This window comes from Streptococcus sp. 27098_8_103 (assembly GCF_041432345.1).
GTDB lineage: Bacteria > Bacillota > Bacilli > Lactobacillales > Streptococcaceae > Streptococcus > Streptococcus mitis_BV.
The window spans coordinates 43,493-64,078 of sequence record NZ_JAPVZK010000008.1 but is presented as its reverse complement, the minus strand read 5'-3'; the positions used below and the strand labels follow the sequence as shown (position 1 = coordinate 64,078).

Annotated in this window: 21 protein-coding genes and 1 pseudogene; 19 read left to right on the top strand and 3 right to left on the bottom strand. The window is 40.7% G+C overall.

Annotated elements, in window-relative coordinates; genetic code table 11:
- Nucleotides 1-27 precede the first annotated feature (27 nt).
- The 5 genes and pseudogenes from pabB (at nucleotide 28) to O3599_RS03940 (ending at nucleotide 5,117) form a co-directional block, all read left to right on the top strand.
- Nucleotides 28-1,749 carry an aminodeoxychorismate synthase component I gene (gene pabB / locus O3599_RS03960; RefSeq protein ID WP_371512055.1) on the top strand — a complete coding sequence of 574 codons (1,722 nt, stop codon included), beginning with the start codon at nucleotides 28-30 and terminating at the stop codon, nucleotides 1,747-1,749.
- Nucleotides 1,750-2,367, top strand: coding sequence for an alpha/beta fold hydrolase (locus tag O3599_RS03955; protein ID WP_023947285.1), 618 nt, complete (start codon nucleotides 1,750-1,752; stop codon nucleotides 2,365-2,367).
- Between the two features lie 49 nt (nucleotides 2,368-2,416).
- Nucleotides 2,417-3,103: pseudogene (locus O3599_RS03950) on the top strand (excalibur calcium-binding domain-containing protein); the annotation flags it as partial.
- Nucleotides 3,104-3,220: 117 nt separating this feature from the next.
- Nucleotides 3,221-4,180 carry an ROK family glucokinase gene (locus O3599_RS03945; protein ID WP_020902451.1) on the top strand — a complete coding sequence of 320 codons (960 nt, stop codon included), beginning with the start codon at nucleotides 3,221-3,223 and terminating at the stop codon, nucleotides 4,178-4,180.
- 97 nt (nucleotides 4,181-4,277) lie between these two features.
- Nucleotides 4,278-5,117: a thymidylate synthase gene (locus O3599_RS03940; protein WP_033686601.1), complete on the top strand. Its 840-nt coding sequence runs from the start codon at nucleotides 4,278-4,280 to the stop codon at nucleotides 5,115-5,117.
- Between the two features lie 50 nt (nucleotides 5,118-5,167).
- Here the strand turns inward: O3599_RS03940 and O3599_RS03935 are convergent, their stop codons facing one another.
- A complete protein-coding gene (locus O3599_RS03935) occupies nucleotides 5,168-5,338 on the bottom strand; it encodes a DUF3042 family protein (RefSeq protein WP_001051780.1) in 171 nt (56 codons plus the stop codon).
- A gap of 120 nt (nucleotides 5,339-5,458) precedes the next feature.
- On the opposite strand from O3599_RS03935, the gene miaA reads away from it, so the two are divergent.
- From miaA to O3599_RS03910, 5 genes are read left to right on the top strand one after another with little or no spacing between them, the layout of a single operon-like run.
- Nucleotides 5,459-6,343 carry a tRNA (adenosine(37)-N6)-dimethylallyltransferase MiaA gene (gene miaA, locus O3599_RS03930; protein ID WP_049502382.1) on the top strand — a complete coding sequence of 295 codons (885 nt, stop codon included), beginning with the start codon at nucleotides 5,459-5,461 and terminating at the stop codon, nucleotides 6,341-6,343.
- On the top strand, nucleotides 6,336-7,574 hold the full coding sequence (gene hflX / locus O3599_RS03925; RefSeq protein WP_173875962.1) for a GTPase HflX: 1,239 nt from the start codon (nucleotides 6,336-6,338) through the stop codon (nucleotides 7,572-7,574). The genes miaA and hflX overlap by 8 nt, the downstream gene beginning before the upstream one ends.
- Nucleotides 7,567-8,190, top strand: a complete 624-nt coding sequence (locus O3599_RS03920; RefSeq protein WP_000129696.1) for a cystathionine beta-lyase — start codon at nucleotides 7,567-7,569, stop codon at nucleotides 8,188-8,190. Before hflX ends, O3599_RS03920 begins: the two co-directional genes overlap by 8 nt.
- A gap of 14 nt (nucleotides 8,191-8,204) precedes the next feature.
- The gene (gene rnz, locus O3599_RS03915; RefSeq protein ID WP_000354330.1) at nucleotides 8,205-9,134 is read left to right on the top strand and encodes a ribonuclease Z; all 930 of its coding nucleotides are present in this window, start codon (nucleotides 8,205-8,207) and stop codon (nucleotides 9,132-9,134) included.
- Between the two features lie 20 nt (nucleotides 9,135-9,154).
- Nucleotides 9,155-9,910: an SDR family oxidoreductase gene (locus tag O3599_RS03910; protein WP_049550685.1), complete on the top strand. Its 756-nt coding sequence runs from the start codon at nucleotides 9,155-9,157 to the stop codon at nucleotides 9,908-9,910.
- A gap of 53 nt (nucleotides 9,911-9,963) precedes the next feature.
- Here the strand turns inward: O3599_RS03910 and O3599_RS03905 are convergent, their stop codons facing one another.
- The gene (locus O3599_RS03905) at nucleotides 9,964-10,872 is read right to left on the bottom strand and encodes a LysR family transcriptional regulator (RefSeq protein ID WP_001222592.1); all 909 of its coding nucleotides are present in this window, start codon (nucleotides 10,870-10,872) and stop codon (nucleotides 9,964-9,966) included.
- Between the two features lie 683 nt (nucleotides 10,873-11,555).
- On the opposite strand from O3599_RS03905, the gene O3599_RS03900 reads away from it, so the two are divergent.
- The 8 genes from O3599_RS03900 (at nucleotide 11,556) to O3599_RS03865 (ending at nucleotide 17,801) form a co-directional block, all read left to right on the top strand.
- Nucleotides 11,556-11,663 carry a QVPTGV class sortase B protein-sorting domain-containing protein gene (locus O3599_RS03900; protein ID WP_020901952.1) on the top strand — a complete coding sequence of 36 codons (108 nt, stop codon included), beginning with the start codon at nucleotides 11,556-11,558 and terminating at the stop codon, nucleotides 11,661-11,663.
- Between the two features lie 130 nt (nucleotides 11,664-11,793).
- Nucleotides 11,794-12,528, top strand: coding sequence for an ABC transporter ATP-binding protein (locus O3599_RS03895; protein ID WP_229294744.1), 735 nt, complete (start codon nucleotides 11,794-11,796; stop codon nucleotides 12,526-12,528).
- A 12-nt stretch (nucleotides 12,529-12,540) separates the two neighbouring features.
- Nucleotides 12,541-14,556: an FtsX-like permease family protein gene (locus O3599_RS03890; protein ID WP_371512052.1), complete on the top strand. Its 2,016-nt coding sequence runs from the start codon at nucleotides 12,541-12,543 to the stop codon at nucleotides 14,554-14,556.
- A gap of 80 nt (nucleotides 14,557-14,636) precedes the next feature.
- Complete coding sequence (locus O3599_RS03885; RefSeq protein ID WP_261266064.1) at nucleotides 14,637-16,211, top strand: sensor histidine kinase; 1,575 nt, start codon at nucleotides 14,637-14,639, stop codon at nucleotides 16,209-16,211.
- A complete protein-coding gene (locus tag O3599_RS03880) occupies nucleotides 16,192-16,788 on the top strand; it encodes a response regulator transcription factor (protein ID WP_000698194.1) in 597 nt (198 codons plus the stop codon). The genes O3599_RS03885 and O3599_RS03880 overlap by 20 nt, the downstream gene beginning before the upstream one ends.
- Before the next feature lie 47 nt (nucleotides 16,789-16,835).
- Complete coding sequence (locus O3599_RS03875) at nucleotides 16,836-17,105, top strand: YqgQ family protein (RefSeq protein WP_000051787.1); 270 nt, start codon at nucleotides 16,836-16,838, stop codon at nucleotides 17,103-17,105.
- A complete protein-coding gene (locus tag O3599_RS03870; protein WP_000259256.1) occupies nucleotides 17,105-17,485 on the top strand; it encodes a rhodanese-like domain-containing protein in 381 nt (126 codons plus the stop codon). The genes O3599_RS03875 and O3599_RS03870 overlap by 1 nt, the downstream gene beginning before the upstream one ends.
- A gap of 88 nt (nucleotides 17,486-17,573) precedes the next feature.
- Nucleotides 17,574-17,801, top strand: coding sequence for a hypothetical protein (locus O3599_RS03865; protein WP_049499922.1), 228 nt, complete (start codon nucleotides 17,574-17,576; stop codon nucleotides 17,799-17,801).
- Nucleotides 17,802-17,843: 42 nt separating this feature from the next.
- Here the strand turns inward: O3599_RS03865 and O3599_RS03860 are convergent, their stop codons facing one another.
- Nucleotides 17,844-18,569: a 16S rRNA pseudouridine(516) synthase gene (locus tag O3599_RS03860; protein ID WP_049499921.1), complete on the bottom strand. Its 726-nt coding sequence runs from the start codon at nucleotides 18,567-18,569 to the stop codon at nucleotides 17,844-17,846.
- A 161-nt stretch (nucleotides 18,570-18,730) separates the two neighbouring features.
- On the opposite strand from O3599_RS03860, the gene typA reads away from it, so the two are divergent.
- Complete coding sequence (gene typA / locus O3599_RS03855) at nucleotides 18,731-20,572, top strand: translational GTPase TypA (protein ID WP_371512042.1); 1,842 nt, start codon at nucleotides 18,731-18,733, stop codon at nucleotides 20,570-20,572.
- Nucleotides 20,573-20,586: the final 14 nt, after the last annotated feature.

Sequence of the window (20,586 nt, the reverse complement as noted above, 5' to 3'; positions counted from 1 at the left end):
TTTCTTATTTTGTGCTATACTTAAGATATGCATAGAAAAACAGTGATTGATTTTAGGGCTTTGGGCGAGAGATACACCTTTACCCAGCCTATTAAAGAGTTGAAAACGAGAAATGTAGCAGAAGTGGCAGATTTGCTGGTACAAGTGGAAAGCTACCAAGAGCAAGGCTACTATGTGGTGGGCTATGTCAGCTACGAGGCTGCACCTGCTTTTGAGGAGAAACTAGCAGTTCACAAGGCACCTTTATTGGACGAGTATTTACTGTATTTTACTGTTCACGATAGGGTGGAGATTTCCCCTATTCCTTTGACTTATGATGAGGTTTATTTGCCTTCAAATTGGCAGGAAGTGACGTCTGCAGAGGACTATGAAAAGGCGATTGCCCAGATTCACCATCATTTGCGGCAGGGGGACACCTATCAGGTTAACTACACCGTCCAACTCGAGCAGGACTTAAGTGCCAATCCGTTTGCCATCTACAATCGTATGGTGGTAGAGCAGGAGGCAGGTTACAATGCCTATGTGGAACATGACGAAATGGCAGTGATTTCCATGAGCCCAGAGCTCTTTTTTGAGCAAAACGATCGTGAGTTGACTACGCGACCAATGAAGGGAACGACTCAGCGTGGGGTAACTGACCAAGAAGATCTTGAACAGGCCAGTTGGTTGGAGCAGGATTCTAAAAATCGCTCTGAAAATATGATGATTGTGGACCTCTTGCGCAATGACATGAACCGTATTTCTGAGGTGGGGAGTGAGCATGTAGAGCGTCTTTGCCAAGTGGAACAGTATTCAACGGTTTGGCAGATGACTTCGACCATCAAGAGTTGGTTGCGAGAGGATGTTGACCTTGTAGAGATATTCCGTTCTCTATTTCCTTGTGGTTCCATAACGGGAGCTCCGAAAATTGCGACTATGGAAATCATCAAGGACTTGGAGCCACAACCGCGCGGAATCTACTGTGGAACGATTGGTCTCCTGCTTCCAAATGGACGACGAATTTTCAATGTTGCTATTCGGACCATTCAACTGCATCAAGGGAAAGCCATCTATGGAGTTGGCGGAGGCATTACATGGGATAGCACTTGGGAGTCTGAATACCGTGAGGTTCATCAAAAGGCGGCAGTTCTTTATCGTAAACAAGCTCGTTTCAAACTGATTACTACAGGGAAAATCAGCCAGAAGAACTTGCTGTTTGAAGAACAACATATAGAAAGGCTGAGAAAAGCTAGTCGGTATTTTGCCTTTCCATTTGATTCAGAAAACTTGAAACAAAAGATAGAGGAAGAGTGTCAGGCTTGTGATGCTAATCAAGATTACCGCTTGCATATTTCTCTCGACAAGTCTGGAGAGATAGAAGTAGATCGTCAAGTATTAACAGCTCTTAGTCCAAGTTTTTGTCAGGCCAAACTTTGCCTTCAGGAAGCCAATTTGCAACAAGCCTTTATCTACTTCAAAACGACTCACCGACCGCATTTGAGCATAGGGGAGCAAGAGATCATTTACCATAATAAGTCTGGAGAACTTCTTGAAACCTCTATCGGAAATTTGGTTCTGAAAATTTCTGGGAAACTCTACACACCGCCTATCCGACTGGGAATCTTGCCAGGAATTTACCGTCAGCTCTTGCTGGAAACAGGACAGGTAGAAGAGAGAGTCTTGACTTTAAAAGACTTAGCCCGAGCAGAAGCTATTTACGGCTGTAATGCAGTCAGGGGCTTGTATGAGTTGTCAGTAAGGGAGAACTAAATGAAATTAATATTTTTACATGGCCTAGGTCAGTCAGCAGATAGTTGGAAAGAAGTTCGGAATCTACTGACAGATTATCCTTCTGAGGCTATTGAGTTATTTCCTTCTGGAGTTAGCAACTATCAACAAGCTAAAGAGCGAGTTTATCAGCATCTAGCTCAAGAGACAGAACCTTTTATTTTGGTTGGATTGTCCTTAGGTGCTGCCCTGGCATTAGAACTATCTAGTTACGATTTATCAAATCTCCGAGCTTTGGTTCTATCAGGATGTCCACTTAAACTGTCTGGTAATATCCTATTTTATCTTCAGTTGATGATTTTTAAACTACTTCCCAAAAAAGTATTTGAAAAACAGGGAGCAGACAAGGCTTTTATGGTCGGAGTTTCTGAGGAATTGAAGACACTTGATTTAACTGATATATCAAGAACTTGTCCTTATCCAACCTTACTAATTTGTGGCAGCAAAGATAAACCGAATCTTAGTTCTATGAGAAGTCTTCATAAACTAATATCAGAATCTCAATTTCAGATTATACCAGATGGTCCTCATGTCTTGAATGAAGCTAAACCAAAAGAGTTTGCTGAACAGATTAAACCTTTCCTTGAATTGCTGAAATAAGTTTGATAAAATAATAGTGAAATCGATAACATCGTTATAGGAGAACGAAATGAATAAACGTCTATTTTTAAAAATGAGTCTGGCTACCTTGCCAGTCTTAGCCTTGTTTTCACAACCTGTGTTAGCAGAAGAAAACATTCATTTTTCTAGTTGTAAAGAAGCTTGGGCGAATGGATACGCAGATATTCACGAGGGAGAACCTGGTTATTCTGCCAAGTTAGACCGCGATCATGATGGTGTGGCTTGCGAATTGAAAAATGCTCCTAAGGGTGCTTTTAAAGCAAAACAAGCGGCTACAACTCAAACTGATACAACTTCATCCACAGCAAGTGGTTGGGTTAAGCAGGACGGTTCTTGGTACTATTTTGATGGAAATGGAAATCCAGTGAAAAATGCATGGCAGGGAAGCTATTACCTGAAAGCTGATGGTAAAATGGCACAGAGTGAATGGATTTATGACTCTTCTTATCAAGCTTGGTATTATTTGAAATCAGATGGTTCTTATGCAAAAAATGCATGGCAAGGAGCTTATTACCTTAAATCAAACGGTAAAATGGCACAAGGTGAGTGGGTTTATGACTCTTCTTATCAAGCCTGGTATTACTTGAAATCAGATGGTTCTTATGCTCGCAATGCATGGCAAGGAAACTACTATTTGAAATCAGATGGTAAAATGGCTAAAAATGAGCGAGTTGATGGAGGCCGCTACTATGTAGATGCTTCAGGTCTATGGAAACCATAAGTAAGGATAAAATCTAGAAAGTTAATGCAAACCTTTGCATAAATGAGTGAATTTTGTTATACTATATCTGTAAGCATTTTCAATTAATTCATAATAAAAAAGGAGAATATGATGAGTCAAAAGATTATTGGGATTGACCTTGGTGGAACTTCTATCAAATTTGCAATCTTAACAACAGCAGGAGAAATCCAAGAAAAATGGTCTATCAAGACTAATATTTTGGATGAGGGAAGTCATATCGTAGATGATATGATTGAGTCTATTCAGCATCGTTTGGACTTGCTTGGATTGGCAGCAGCGGACTTCCAAGGAATTGGGATGGGATCACCAGGTGTGGTTGACCGTGAAAAAGGGACTGTTATCGGTGCCTACAACCTCAACTGGAAAACCCTTCAACCAATTAAAGAGAAGATTGAAAAGGCCTTGGGTATTCCATTCTTCATCGATAATGATGCCAACGTAGCTGCTCTTGGTGAGCGTTGGATGGGGGCTGGTGATAACCAACCAGATGTTGTATTTATGACACTCGGTACTGGTGTTGGTGGCGGTATCGTCGCTGAAGGCAAATTGCTTCACGGTGTTGCTGGTGCAGCAGGTGAGCTTGGTCATATCACTGTTGACTTTGATCAACCAATCGCATGTACTTGCGGTAAGAAAGGTTGCCTTGAGACAGTTGCTTCAGCAACAGGGATTGTCAACTTGACTCGTCGCTATGCCGATGAATACGAAGGCGATGCAGCCTTGAAACGCTTGATTGATAATGGAGAAGAAGTAACCGCTAAGACTGTCTTTGATTTGGCAAAAGAAGGAGACGATCTTGCTTTGATCGTTTACCGTAACTTCTCACGTTACTTGGGAATCGCTTGTGCTAACATTGGCTCAATCCTAAACCCATCAACAATCGTTATCGGTGGTGGTGTATCAGCTGCGGGAGAATTCCTTCTACAAGGTGTTCAAAAAGTCTACGATGAAAATACCTTCCCACAAGTACGCACAACTACTAAACTAGCTCTTGCAACTCTAGGAAATGACGCTGGAGTTATCGGAGCAGCATCACTTGTATTGCAATAAAATAGAAAAAGGAGAAAATTGCTTTCCAGAAGCGAGTGATTTTCCTCCTTTCTTTTTTTATGCTATACTAGTTAGGAAATAAATGAGGTGAGAGTAAATGACAAAATCAGATACGATTTTTAAAGAGAATATTGAACGCATTCTAAAGGAAGGTGTTTTCTCAGAGCAAGCACGTCCCAAGTACAAGGATGGGACAGTTGCCAACTCTAAGTACGTAACGGGTGCCTTTGCAGAGTATGACTTGGCCAAGGGGGAATTCCCCATTACAACCTTGCGTCCCATTGCAATCAAATCAGCTATCAAAGAAGTTCTCTGGATCTACCAAGACCAGTCTAATAGCCTAGAAGTTCTCAATGACAAGTACAATGTTCACTACTGGAATGACTGGGAAGTGGGAAATACGGGAACCATTGGTGAGCGCTATGGTGCTGTTGTTAAGAAACACGACATTATCAATAAGCTTCTCAAGCAGTTGGAAGTCAACCCTTGGAACCGTCGCAATATCATTTCGCTCTGGGATTACCAAGCTTTCGAAGAAACAGAAGGACTACTCCCATGCGCCTTTCAGACCATGTTTGATGTCCGCCGTGTAGATGGAGAAATCTATCTGGATGCGACCTTGACCCAGCGTTCGAATGACATGTTGGTGGCCCACCACATCAATGCTATGCAGTACGTGGCTCTTCAAATGATGATTGCCAAGCATTTCGGCTGGAAGGTTGGGAAGTTCTTCTACTTCATCAACAATCTCCATATCTATGACAATCAATTTGAACAAGCTCAGGAATTGCTCCGTCGTGAGCCATCAAACTGCCAACCACGTTTGGTCTTGAATGTGCCAGATAAGACCAATTTTTTTGATATTAAAGCAGAGGACTTTGAGTTGGTGGATTATGACCCTGTCAAGCCACAGTTGAAGTTTGACCTAGCTATTTAAAAGAATAGAAAAAAGAAGTTGAGAAAATAAATCCCAACTTCTTTTGTTTCTTAACGTGATACGCGGCGACGAGCTGCTTTTTTACGGTTTTCTTCGATGAAAGCTGCTTTTTGCTCTTCTGGTTCGATCACTTTCTTTTTAAATGCGTATACTGCACCTGCGACTGCAGCGACAGTTCCTGCGACACCTGTTACAAGACCTTTAGCGAATCCTTTAGCCATGAGTCTTCCTCCTTTATCTTCTTAATCAGCCAGCCCCCTCAAGAGGTCACATTTTTCTGACTGACCTTTTTGTGTTATAATAATAGTAACGAAAAAATGGGAATTTTTCAAGGAAAAAAGATGAAAACAAAAATAATTGTGATTGTTGGACCGACTGCAGTTGGAAAAACAGCCCTTGCCATCGAAGTTGCAAAGCGTTTTAATGGCGAAGTGGTTAGTGGAGATAGCCAGCAAGTCTATCGAGGTCTGGATATAGGGACGGCTAAGGCTAGTCCAGAAGAGCAGGCAGCTGTTCCTCATCATTTAATCGATGTTAGAGAGGTAACCGAGTCTTACTCGGCTTTTGATTTTGTTTCAGAAGCTAAGAAGGCTATTGAGGATATTCAAAGCCGTGGCAAGCTAGCTATTATTGCTGGTGGGACTGGGCTTTATATCCAGAGCTTGCTTGAAGGCTACCACCTAGGTGGTGAGACTCCTCATGAGGAGATTTTAGCTTATCGAGCTAGTTTGGAGCCATATTCAGATGAGGAATTAGCCCATTTGGTGGAGCAAGCAGACCTTGAGATTCCCCAGTTTAATCGTCGTCGTGCGATGCGTGCCTTGGAAATTGCCCATTTTGGTCAGGATTTGGAAAATAAAGAGAGTCTATATGAACCGCTGATTATCTGCTTGGACGATGAGCGCAGTCAGCTTTATGAGCGTATCAATCACCGAGTGGACCTGATGTTTGAAGCTGGACTTCTAGACGAAGCTAAGTGGTTGTTTGACCATTATCCAGATGTGCAGGCTGCTAAAGGGATTGGTTACAAGGAACTCTTTCCTTACTTCCGTGGAGAGCAGACCTTGGAGGATGCTAGTGAGAGTCTCAAACAGGCGACTCGTCGTTTTGCCAAACGTCAGTTGACCTGGTTCCGTAATCGCATGCAGGTGACCTTTTATCAGATTGGAGAAACTGGTGTAAAAGATCGCATTTTAAGCCAGATAGAGGAGTTTTTAGATGATTGAAACGGAGAAAAAAGAGGAACGGGTCCTGCTCATTGGTGTAGAATTGCAGGGCATGGACAATTTTGATCTCTCTATGGAAGAATTGGCCAGTTTAGCGAAAACAGCAGGGGCAGTCGTTGTAGATAGCTACAGACAAAAACGTGAAAAATATGATTCCAAGACCTTCGTCGGCTCTGGTAAGTTAGAAGAAATTGCGCTTATGGTGGATGCAGAAGAAATTACCACTGTCATCGTCAACAACCGTTTAACTCCACGGCAAAATGTCAATTTAGAAGAAGTTCTGGGTGTCAAGGTCATTGACCGTATGCAGTTGATTTTGGATATCTTTGCCATGCGAGCTCGAAGCCATGAAGGGAAGCTCCAAGTTCACCTAGCTCAGCTCAAATATCTCTTGCCTCGCTTGGTTGGTCAGGGAATTATGCTCAGTCGTCAGGCAGGGGGAATTGGTTCCCGTGGACCTGGTGAAAGCCAGCTGGAGCTGAATCGTCGTAGTGTTCGCAATCAAATTACGGATATCGAGCGCCAGCTCAAGGTGGTTGAGAAAAATCGGGCGACTGTCAGAGAAAAACGTTTGGAGTCCAGCACCTTTAAGATTGGTTTGATTGGTTACACCAATGCTGGGAAATCAACCATCATGAACACTTTGACCAGTAAGACACAGTATGAAGCAGACGAGCTCTTTGCGACTTTGGACGCGACAACTAAGAGTATCCATCTGGGAGGCAATCTCCAAGTAACTTTGACAGATACAGTTGGCTTTATTCAAGATTTGCCGACAGAGTTGGTGTCCAGTTTCAAGTCAACCTTGGAAGAAAGCAAGCATGTGGACCTTCTGGTTCATGTTATCGATACCAGCAATCCTTACCATGAGGAGCATGAAAAAACAGTCCTGTCCATCATGAAAGACCTGGACATGGAAGATATTCCTCGCTTGACCCTTTATAATAAAGCGGATTTGGTGGAGGATTTTACGCCGACCCAAACGCCTTATGCCCTCATTTCTGCCAAGTCTGAGGATAGTCGTGAGAACTTGCAGACACTATTTTTAGAGAAAATCAAGGATATTTTTGAATCTTTTACCCTGCGCGTGCCTTTTTCTAAGTCCTACAAGATTCATGATTTAGAAAGTGTTGCGATTCTTGAAGAACGTGATTATCAGGAAGACGGCGAAGTGATTACAGGCTACATTTCCGAGAAAAATAAATGGAGGTTAGAGGAATTTTATGACTGATATTAAAACCTTGGCTCTAAAATATGGGGGCTATACAAGTCTGGATAAGGTCTATCTGGATCAACTTCTAGCTGGTAAAACAGAGCAAGAGCAGTTGGCACTGATCACTCCTCCGCCTAGCGTGGTCAATGCTTATTTTGCAGAACTCTACCAGAAAAAAAGTCCTGAGGCTGCGACGGATTATTTTGCGGAACTCAGTCAGGAACTGAATCTTTACAATACTGAGCCAAGTTTCACCCTAGAAAATAAGCCTTTTATTCGGCTTAATCTGTCGGGTAAATCCTTTGGTTTTTGTTATGAGAGTGAGGGTCTGGGTCGGATTTTCTCTGAAAATGAAGAGAAGATTTCGGATGACTTGCTTTTTGAAATTGCGCAAATTTTCCCCCATCAACTGGTCTTTGAAGAGTCTGGTAAGATTTACATGAAGGCTGTTGTAGATGAGGAAGTTGTTAGCATGGAGAGTCTCACAGCTTTGACTGATTTGGAAAGCTTGGCTGATGGTCGTAAACGTCTCAAAGCCTACAGTCAAGAGGATTTATTGCAAGAAGCTAGAGCTTTTACTGGCAAGCGCTATTTCCGATCGGAAAACCGCACAGCCATGTTATATATTGATTAATTAGAAAGTATCGAATGGATATTCAATTTTTAGGAACGGGGGCAGGTCAGCCCTCTAAAGCCCGCAATGTTTCCAGTCTCGCCCTGAAACTCTTGGACGAGATTAACGAAGTCTGGCTCTTTGACTGTGGAGAAGGTACGCAAAATCGCATTCTGGAAACCACAATTCGACCACGTAAGGTCAGCAAAATCTTTATTACCCACCTACATGGAGACCACATCTTTGGCTTGCCAGGTTTCCTTTCTAGCCGTGCCTTTCAGGCCAATGAAGAGCAGACAGATTTGGAAATCTATGGACCTCAGGGAATCAAGTCATTTGTCTTAACCAGCCTTCGTGTGTCAGGTTCTCGTCTGCCCTACCGCATTCATTTCCATGAGTTTGACCAAGATTCCCTTGGGAAAATCCTTGAGACCGATAAATTCACTGTGCATGCAGAGGAGTTGGACCACACTATTTTCTGCGTTGGCTATCGTGTCATGCAAAAGGACTTGGAAGGAACTTTAGATGCTGAAAAGCTCAAGGCAGCTGGAGTCCCATTTGGCCCACTTTTTGGGAAAATCAAGAACGGGCAGGATGTTGTTTTGGAAGATGGAACTGAAATCAAGGCAGCAGACTATATCTCAGCTCCACGTCCAGGTAAGATTATCACCATTCTGGGTGACACCCGAAAAACCAATGCTAGTGTGCGTCTGGCTGTCAATGCCGATGTCCTTGTCCATGAATCGACTTATGGCAAGGGTGATGAAAAAATTGCTCGTAACCATGGCCACTCTACTAACATGCAAGCTGCACAAGTAGCGGTAGAAGCAGGTGCCAAACGCCTCTTGCTTAACCATATCAGTGCCCGTTTCCTCTCAAAAGATATCAGCAAGCTCAAGAAAGATGCTGCTAGCATTTTTGAAAATGTCCATGTGGTCAAAGACTTGGAGGAAGTGGAAATCTAGCAGTCACAGAAAGGATAAGTATGCCTACTATTCTCATTACTGGAGCTAGCGGTGGCCTGGCCCAAGAAATGGTTAAACTTCTGCCAAATGACCAACTCATCTTGCTTGGTAGAAATAAGGAAAAATTAGCCCAACTCTACGGAAATCATCCCCATGCAGAATTGATGGAAATCGATATTACCGATGACTCAGCCTTAGAATCTCTGGTAACTGACCTCTATCTCCGTTATGGCAAGATTGATGTCTTAATTAACAATGCTGGTTACGGGATTTTTGAGGAATTTGACCAGATTTCCGACCAAGATATTCATCAGATGTTCGAGGTCAATACCTTTGCCCTAATGAATCTGTCTCGTCGCCTTGCGGCTCGAATGAAGGAAAGTCAAAAAGGCCATATCATCAATATTGTTAGTATGGCAGGTTTGATCGCTACTGGCAAGTCTAGTCTCTACTCAGCCACTAAGTTTGCGGCCATTGGGTTTTCAAATGCTCTGCGTCTCGAACTCATGTCTTACGGTGTTTATGTAACGACGGTCAATCCAGGACCAATCCGCACAGGATTTTTTGACCAAGCCGACCCAGATGGAATCTATCTCAAGTCGGTTGACCGCTTCCTTTTAGAGGCAGATGTAGTGGCTAAAAAGATTGTTAAGATTATTGGAAAAAACAAACGGGAACTCAATCTTCCGATTTTGTTGAACCTAGCCCATAAGTTTTATACTCTCTTTCCCAAGCTAGCTGATAAGTTGGCAGGGGAGACTTTTAATTATAAATAAAAAGAACCAATGCGTAGGTTGTTGCTGGCCTACATATTGGTTCTTATTATTTCTCAACTATCAAACTGGACTTCTTCTAGTAGATAGTCGATAAAGCGTTCGCCCATCTTAGATAGGCTGGTTTTTTCATGCTGGATATAGACTAGCTCAATTGGGTCGTCAATGTCCAGTGGGATGGAAACGATGTTATCTCCGTTAAGATTGCTGTTCAAAATCCCTGTCGCAATGGTATAACCATCCAAACCAATCAAGAGATTAAAGAGGGTGGCACGGTCACTAACCACGATGGATTTTTTGTGGTGTTCTTGGGAAAGGATTTCCTCTGAGAAGTAGAAGGAGTTGTGCGTCCCCTGGTCATAGCTGAGGTAAGGGAAGTTTTCCAAATCAGACAGTTTGACCTTGTCTTTCTTTGCCAGAGGATTAGTCTTGCTGACAAAGATATGCGGTTGCGCTGTGAAGAGATGGTGAGCCAGCAGGTGATTGTCATCCAGCATCTTGGTTAAAACATCACGGTTGTAGCTGTTCAAAAATAGGACACCGACCTCACTACGGAAGTTCTTGACGTCGTCGATAATTTCCCAAGTCCGAGTTTCACGAAGAAAAAGCTCGTATTTTTCCATATCGCTTTTCTTGAGCAGAGAGACGAAAGCGTTGACAACGAAGGCATAGTGTTGAGACGAAACGCTAAAGAGTTCGCGGTGGGCAACAGGATTTTTATAGCGTTCTTCTAGAAGCTGAGTTTGCTCGACAACCTGACGGGCATAAGAGAGAAATTCCATCCCATCACGGGTCAAGGTGATCCCCTTGGGATTGCGGATAAAAATTTCAATGCCCATTTCATTTTCCAAATCTCTCACAGCATTGGAAAGACTAGGCTGAGTGATAAAGAGCTGCTTGGCTGCCTCATTCATGGAGCCAGTTTCGACGATTTTGATAATATAATGTAATTGTTGAATTCTCATGTTTTTATTGTACCACACTTGCGTCAGAATCGCCAAAGAAGATTAAAAAGTAGCTGAACAAGAGATTGTTCAGCTACTTTTTAATTGGGCACTATAAAAATTTTTCTCGAAAATAAGAAACTTGCACGATTTACTCATTACTTATCCAGTACTAGAGTTTATATTAGTTATTGTAAAGATGATCATCTAAAAGAAGGAAGGAGGCAACCTTATTGCTAAAAATACAAGTCGTCCAGAGATTGATTCTCTAAGTTTCGAGGTTGAAAACCAAGAACTTTCCGGGCAATCAGAAGCTAGTGGTACACAGCTTTTAAAATGACACTAGCAGGTCTCTGTGGATTGTGTTTCACCTATTCCTATGAGTGTACGAGAAATAATGTTCGCTGTTAGATAAAACAAAAGGAAAATTCTAGTGTTTTATTACAAAACATTGACAACATTTTGATTTGGTGTTATATTTACGGGGAGAAATACAAATAAAACAAGACAACTTTGAGATTGATTCTTTGGATTATGGAAATTAATAGCCAAGAATTGGATGGTAAATCTGCTGCTGGGTGGCGTACGACTGTTAGATTAACAGCATAGGGGCGCGGTGATTGGTGATTTACATATTCTTATGAATGTATTTCGCCAAACGTGCGCTGTGGATAAAACTCTCTATTTTTTAACAGGAGGATAAAATGGAAGGAATTATTGGAACACTAGATTTCTATGCACCTGTACTGGTCTTAGGAGTTGTTGTCATAGGGATTGTTTACTTTATGAAAAAAAGAAATGATCGCAAATAATCAACATCGACCGATACCTGAAAAAGGCATCGGTTTTTTATAACTTGAATATATTGCACAAAATACTCATGGCAAACCTTGAAAGAAACCGTATAATGAGAGCGTAATAAAGAAACGGAGGAATGAAATGATGAAACAGCTTATCGTGATAGGATTAACGAAAACATTTGGTCAAGGGGATAATATCGTTCATGCTTTATTAGAGGTGAATTTGTCCGTTGAAAAAGGTGAATTTCTGGCAATTATGGGTGCCAGTGGTAGTGGAAAAACAACACTCCTCAACTGTATTTCAACGATTGATAAACCAACATCAGGTGAGATTCGATTTGAAGATTTTAACATCATCCATGCCAAGGAAAATGAGCTAGCTGACTATCGTGCTAAAAACATTTCCTATATTTTCCAAGCTTACAACTTGGTGGAAACCTTGACAGTTTATGAAAATATTGTTCTACCTCTTCAAATTCAGGGGAAAAATATCAAAAAACATCAGGATAAGATTGAGGAAATTTTGGATAAATTGGCCATCCAAAACTTAAAAGATAAGTTTCCTAATCAGTTATCAGGTGGTCAGCGACAACGTGTGGCAACTGCTAGAGCCTTGATTGATGATTCTAAACTGATTATCGCAGATGAGCCGACAGGAGCCTTGGATTCTGCCAATTCTGAAAAACTGATGGCGCTTTTGCAGGAAATCAATAAAAGTTTTGGTATTACCATTTTATTGGTTACGCATGCCCCTGCTGCAGCCAAGTACTCTTCACGGATGGTGCTACTTAGCGATGGAAAGATTATGGATGATTTGGAACGTAACAGCTTATCTAATGAACAGTATTTGCAAGAGATTTACAGCCGTACCAGATAGGAGGGGGAGAGTATGTATCCAAAATTGATTTTACGAAATGTATTTCGAAATTTACAGACCTATACCATCTATTTTTTCAGTCTGACCTTGATTTATAGCTTGCTCTACGCTTTTAATGCTTTACCAAGCCATCCAGTGATGCAAAGTTTATCAGGAGCAAAGGAAATGTTGACGACGGTGATGAGTCAGTACATGGGCTTGCTTTCCTATCTGATTCTATCGGCGATTGCCTTTCTCGTCGTTTATTCCACAAACTTTGTCCTGGGACGGCGTAAGAAAGAGCTGGGACTTTATGCAACGCTGGGAATGAAGAAGAAGCAGATTATCGGTACCCTGTTCTTTGAAACCATGCTGGTCAATATCTTTTCCTTGATTCTAGGTTTCTTGCTTGGATTGATTTTACTGGTCATTCTAGCTAAGATTGCATCTGAGTTTTTCATGGCCAATTACTTTGGTAGTCTGCTTTTCTTTGATAGCAAGTCTGTCATCTTACTAGTTTATTCCTATTTGGTAACCAGTTTTATTGTAGGTGTCATGGACATTCTTGCCTTTAGAAAGCAAAATATCATTGCACTTATTCAAGAAAATGGGGTCAAAAAATCTGCCTTGGCAAAAGGCAAGCCAGTTCTCCAAGTACTTCTCTTTATTCTTTCGACAGCTGTTATCGGCTTTGGTGCTCTCTATTTTTCAGACTATCATCATCTATCATTCTTGAAAAGCTGGGGTATCTTGCTGGTATCTATCTTCGTGATTTTTGTGATTTTATTTTACAATACCTTGAGCCATTTTATCTTGGTCTCCCTTAGAAAACTGCCTCAAACCTACTATAACAAACTAAACACTTTTAAAATCCGTCAATTTTCAAAACAAGCTGATAGTAATTCGGTCACGTTGGCTGTCTTATCCTTGACCTTGACACTGGCTCTCAGCTTACTCGTTTTTAGTGGTAGTGCCTATACGACTATGAACCGAGAGCTGAACAAATACTCACCTTATGATGTAACTGTCAATCTCTACCGTGGTAAAGAGTTTCAATTTTCTCAGGAATCTGTCAAAGACAGATTGAAAGCCGATGGCTTTGACTTTAACCTCATCAAAGAGGAGTACAGCTGCCCTATCTATTCTAGTGATTTAACTTATAAAGATTTGATTGATACCAGCAATCTCTGGGAGCATGATAAGAAACTTCCTGAATCAAAAGTACCGATTTTAGGAATTTCTGCCTACAATCATCTCCGCAAACTGCAAGGGAAAAAAGCGATTGACTTGGCAGAAGACCAATTTCTAGTCAATGCCAATTATAAAGGAACTGCCAAGCAGATCCAGGACTTTCTATCAACGACCAAAACCTTCATGATTAACGGTCATTCTCTCAACCTTGCCTCTTCAAAGCCACTTGAAACAGTTTACTTTTTATCTTCAGTAACTACAAATGACTCAGGAACCTTGATTGTACCAGATAAGGTAGTAGTTGGATTGACGGAAGACCACACGACCTATGTTGCCAATTTCAAGGAAAATATAGACAAACGGGAAGTAGAAACATTCTTGAGTCAGTGGATTGAAAAATACTACTTCACTCGTGATGGAGCAGAGTTGAATTCGTTCACCTATCAAACCAAAGGAAGTATTTTCGAGGTTTACCTTGGATTTATGGGCGTCATTGTCTTTGTCATGATTTTTGTCAGTGTTATTTTTATCATTATTTCCCTCAGTATCTTGTCCCTTCAAACTTCAACAAGTGCTTTGGATAGTGTAAATGATTATCAAATCTTATACCTTCTTGGGAATAAGAGGAAGCAAAATCGTACTATTCTTTTGCAACAGATTCTAAGTTATTTCTTGGTTCCGCTGGTCATCGCAGGTCCGCTAGCATTTGCCTTGAGTACCGCTCTTTTGGGCTATTTTGAGAACTTCGCTAATACCAGCATTTCTATTGATATCACCTATCTGGGAGTAGCGGTTTTACTCTTTGTCCTTTACTTGCTAGTGACTTACAGAGTAAGTTGGCAAATTATTGAAAATTAAGTCAAATACCAGAGTTGCCAATCCGACAATTCTGGTATTGTGTTATAATGATATTAAAGTAGTTCAGGAAGTGGATACATATGAAACAGTTTGTCAAATCGCTCTCGAAAAACTCACTTTTATTGTGGTGGTTGACGATTTTTAATCATCTAGCTTTAATGATTTATATTTATTATAGGATTCCTCTGGACTTTTCGACAGATTTTTCCTTGCAGATGGTTTTATTGCTGATTATTGCTTTAATTGTATTTAGCTATATTTGTAATATTGTGACCTTTCGGTATAGTGAGTTGAAACTTTGGTTGCTCCTGATGATGTTTCTCATTAGCTGGCAATCCATATTTAATCAAGGAGTTGCGAGCACCCTGTTGCACTTTTTTGATATTCTTCATCCGCTCAACTCTTTTTTATTGGTGTATAGTTCTCTGTCTATTATCTTTCTGGGAGAGAAAATAGGAGAAGAACTGTTGAGTGTGTCCTTTGTGTTGACACTAATCACCATTAGTTCGTATCTATTAAGTCCTTCAATTTTTCTATTTCTGTCCTTGTTTGCGTCTTTCTTTTTAAACCTTGTTCCCTTGATTTTACTGATTTTATATCATAAAGAGTTGAAAAGTAAACTCAAGTATCAGAGACGAAATTTGTGGATATTAGCTTTAATATTGCCTCTTTCTTATTTCTTTTTATATATCAATACGAGGGGCTCAGGAGTGATGAACCTAGTCTGGTATCTGGAAATTGTTGGCATTTTAGCTTTTTTACACTTCAAAACGATTATCAGCTCTCTTCAAAAAAAGGTATCAGAGTTAAAATTGTCCTATATAAAAGCTTTTTCACGCTTGTTTTTACTGGTTATGTTTTTGTTAGTAGGCATTTTCATCATCTTTCATTTAGACTTAAACACGAGCTTTTTGGTATTGAATATCATGTTACTATTGTTCGGGATTTGTTCGGAAGAATTGATTCGCCTTTTTCGTTCTGCTGAAATGCTAGATGCTAGGGATTATGTAAAAGTTCTCTTTTTAAAGCGTAACCGTATGGTGAAAAGTCTGCTGGCAAATGAAGACACAGAACAACAGTTCTCCGAATTTCTTCACAATGAAATCCTGCAAAATGTGATGGCGATAAAAAATTTTAATAAATATAGTAGCAATCAAGCTTTTGGTGAACAGATCAATCTGGTGACAGAGGAGTTGGTTCAGCGGATTCGTGAGCGGATGGATTATTATCAGCCAATGGTAGAAACAGACGAGCAGTTAGACATACAGTATCAAGGGCTGATTAATCGGATTGTCAAGCGCTATCACGCAGAAAATGAAGTCGTCACACAGTTTCCTGCCCACTTTAGGCTTTTATCTCCTTACGATAAAATTGCCTATCGTCTGGTTGAGGAGTTGGCGACCAATGCCGTTAAGTACGCTAGTGGTGGAACGATTTCTTTGAAGATTGATGTACATGATGACACTATTTTTATCATTTCTGAAAATGACTGCCTTCAAACAGAAAAATCCTTAGGTTATGGCTTGAAAAATATGTCTAATAAAATTAGTGTTTTAGGTGGTCAAATGCAGATTTTTGAAAATAATAAGAGATTTCGTGTAGAAATTACTCTCCCGATTGATAAGGAGTTGTGTTATGAAAATTTTGTTAATTGATGATCATAAATTATTTAGCCAAAGTATCAAGATGATTTTAGAGTTATCGGAAAACATTAAAAAGGTCCAGTTAGTAGATAATTTTTCGACTATTTCGGAGATTGCTTTTAATGACTACGACATTATTTTGATTGATATCAACCTGACGAGTCTGTATCAAGCTGATGGGCTGACCTTGGCACAAGAGATTATCGACAATGGTTGTTCTAGTAAGGTTGTGATTTTGACAGGTTACAGCAAAAAGATGTATGAACACCGAGCTAAAGCTATGGGGGCTTATGGATTTCTAGATAAAAGTATGGATCCAGATGAGTTGGTGAAAAAACTGGAAAAGATTTATCTAGGAGGTAAGATCTTTTCAGATGAAGTGATGGTAGAGGTGCTAACACCACGAGAAATCGAGATACTAGAACTGGTTAGAAATGGCTTGACTATTGATGATGTCTGTGACAAGGTCTATGTGAGTAAACGTACAGTTTCCAATCACCTGGCCAATATCTTTTCAAAATTAGGAGTGGCTAACAGGCAGGAGGCGATTCACATCGCTGAGCAGTTGGGTTATTTTCCACCAGATTAAAAAGTTGCAGAAGATGCAGCTTTTTTAAATTCTGTGATACTTCTTGTGTGAGTCTCTTCTTGAAAAAAACACAAAATTTTGCTAGAATGAGTCTTATGAAAACATTCTATGATGTGCAGCAATTCCTCAAACGATTTGGTATTATTGTTTACATGGGAAAACGCTTATATGATATTGAACTGATGAAGTTGGAACTCTCTCGGATTTACGATGCAGGGTTGATGGACAAATTAGACTATCTAGAGGCAGAAGCGGTTCTACGCAGAGAGCACAAGGTAGAATTGGATTATATTGAGAAAAATGGAGAAAAGAACTAATGGTTACTTGGATTTTGTGGGCACTTATACTGGCAATGTTGGCATGGATGGGCTTTAACTATCTTCGTATTCGCCGTGCGGCTAAAATTGTAGACAATGAGGAGTTTGAAGCCTTGATTCGTACGGGTCAATTGATTGATTTGCGTGATCCAGCAGAATTCCACAGAAAACATATTCTTGGGGCTCGCAATATTCCTTCAAGTCAGTTGAAAACTAGTCTTGCAGCCCTTCGTAAAGACAAACCTGTCCTTCTTTACGAAAACCAACGTGCGCAACGAGTTACAAATGCAGCTCTTTACTTGAAAAAACAAGGTTTTTCTGAGATTTATATCCTTTCTTATGGCTTGGATTCTTGGAAAGGGAAAGTGAAGACTAGCTAACCTTATTTCCAAATTAGCCGAATGATAGGATGAAGCTATTGTTTTATAGTATAATTAATTTGTATAAAATTTAAGGAGTTCTTAGAACATGAAAGAAAAGAAGAAAAATCCACTTTTTGTGGGTATCTTGTCGATTATTCTTGGTTTGTTATTTCCGTTGGGAGGTATTGGTTTAGGTATTACCAGTTTATTGTATGCTAACTCACTTCAAAAAGAATCTGGACTAGACTATAAAACAGAGAAAATTATAGCTATTGTAGCGATTGTAGTTTCCGTAATTAATTGGGTTTTAGGATTGATTCTTTTTATGAATTAAGTAGTGTAAAACAAAAAAGCTTTATTTGAAAGCTTTTTTGTTTTATCCACTTTTTTCTAAGTAGTTTTTAATGATTTTCAATTCCTCTTGGTTCAAGGAACGGTATTGACCTTCTGCTAGTTCTGAGTCTAAAGTGAAATCACCAAACTGAATTCGTTTGAGGGAGGTCACCTTGACACCAACCGAGAGGAACATTTTCTTAACCTGATGAAATTTTCCTTCTGAAATGGTGATGGAGGCTTGACTGAGGGAAGGACTTGCAGATAGAATCTCTAGTCTTGCAGGTTTACAGACAGTGCCATCTAAAAAGACAATTCCTTTTTGAAAGGTTTGGTTATGGTCAGGTGTTAGAAGTCCATTAACCTCAACTTGATAAGTCTTATCGACATGATATTGGGGATGGAGGAGCTGAAATCCCAAGGGACCGTTATCGGTCAAGAGGAGGAGGCCAGTCGTATCTCGGTCTAGTCGGCCGATAGCATAGAGCTTGTCAGACTGGATGTCAGGCGGAAGGAGGTCCATGATGGTTGGAAGTTCCCTGTCTTTATTGGCTGTAACGACACCAGCAGGTTTATGAAGCATAAGGTAGGTGTGCTCATAGCCTTGAACGATTTGTCCTTGAAAAAGGAGTTCTTGTAGACCTGTATCGATATTTTGGGCTAGGGAGCGGGCAGGGCAACCATCGACTAGAATTTCTCCTCTGAGTAAGGCTTGTTTCATGGCCTTTCGGCTGATTTTTTCTTGGGCTAATAAATTATCTAAACGCATACTGTGCCTATCTTATCATAAGTAGCTTGCTTTGAAAAGGCTTGACGTGAAAAGAAAAGCAGAGTGAAAACATTTACACTTGCTTGAGTTATGTTATTTACCTGAAATTATGGTATAATCGTTCAGTTAGAAAATAAATTTTGAATATTATAGAGGAAATCATGACAAAATTAAGAGAAGATATCCGTAACATTGCGATTATCGCCCACGTTGACCACGGTAAAACAACCCTCGTTGACGAATTATTGAAACAATCAGAAACGCTTGATGCACGTACTGAATTGGTTGAGCGTGCTATGGACTCAAATGATATCGAAAAAGAGCGTGGAATTACCATTCTTGCTAAAAATACAGCCGTTGCCTATAACGGAACTCGTATCAATATCATGGACACACCAGGACACGCGGACTTCGGTGGAGAAGTTGAGCGTATCATGAAAATGGTTGACGGTGTTGTCTTGGTCGTAGATGCTTACGAAGGAACAATGCCACAGACTCGTTTCGTATTGAAAAAAGCTTTGGAACAAGACCTTGTCCCAATCGTGGTTGTTAACAAAATCGATAAGCCATCAGCTCGTCCAGCAGAAGTAGTGGACGAAGTCTTGGAACTTTTCATCGAGCTTGGTGCAGATGATGACCAGCTTGACTTCCCAGTGGTGTATGCTTCAGCGATCAACGGAACTTCTTCATTGTCAGATGATCCAGCTGACCAAGAAGCGACTATGGCACCAATCTTTGACACAATTATCGACCATATCCCAGCTCCAGTAGACAACTCAGATGAGCCTTTGCAGTTCCAAGTATCACTTTTGGACTACAACGACTTCGTTGGACGTATCGGTATCGGTCGTGTCTTCCGTGGTACTGTTAAAGTTGGTGACCAAGTTACCCTTTCTAAACTTGACGGCACAACTAAAAACTTCCGTGTTACAAAACTCTTCGGTTTCTTTGGTTTGGAACGTCGTGAAATTCAAGAAGCCAAAGCAGGTGACTTGATTGCCGTTTCTGGTATGGAAGACATCTTTGTCGGTGAAACCATTACTCCGACAGATGCAGTAGAGGCTCTTCCAATCCTACACATCGATGAGCCAACTCTTCAAATGACTTTCTTGGTTAACAACTCACCATTTGCTGGTAAAGAAGGTAAATGGGTAACTTCTCGTAAGGTGGAAGAACGCTTGCAGGCAGAATTGCAAACAGACGTTTCCCTTCGTGTTGATCCAACTGATTCACCAGATAAATGGACTGTTTCAGGTCGTGGAGAATTGCACTTGTCAATCCTTATCGAAACAATGCGTCGTGAGGGATATGAACTTCAAGTATCTCGTCCAGAAGTTATCGTAAAAGAAATCGACGGTGTTAAATGTGAGCCATTTGAGCGTGTACAAATCGACACTCCAGAAGAATACCAAGGGTCTGTTATCCAAAGCCTTTCTGAACGTAAGGGTGAAATGTTGGATATGATTTCAACTGGTAATGGTCAAACTCGTTTGGTCTTCCTTGTTCCAGCGCGTGGTTTGATCGGATATTCAACTGAGTTCTTGTCAATGACTCGTGGTTACGGTATCATGAACCATACCTTCGACCAATACTTGCCATTGATTCCAGGTGAAATTGGTGGTCGTCACCGTGGTGCCCTTGTTTCTATCGATGCTGGTAAGGCTACAACTTACTCAATCATGTCTATCGAAGAACGTGGTACGATCTTTGTCAACCCAGGTACTGAAGTTTACGAAGGAATGATCATCGGTGAAAACTCTCGTGAAAACGACTTGACAGTTAACATCACGAAGGCGAAACAAATGACCAACGTCCGTTCAGCTACTAAGGACCAAACAGCTGTTATCAAGACACCTCGTATCTTGACCCTTGAAGAGTCTCTTGAGTTCTTGAACGACGATGAGTACATGGAAGTAACGCCTGAGTCTATCCGTTTGCGTAAACAAATCCTTAACAAGGCAGAGCGTGAGAAAGCTAACAAGAAGAAAAAATCAGCTGAATAAGAGCTAGAAAGAGA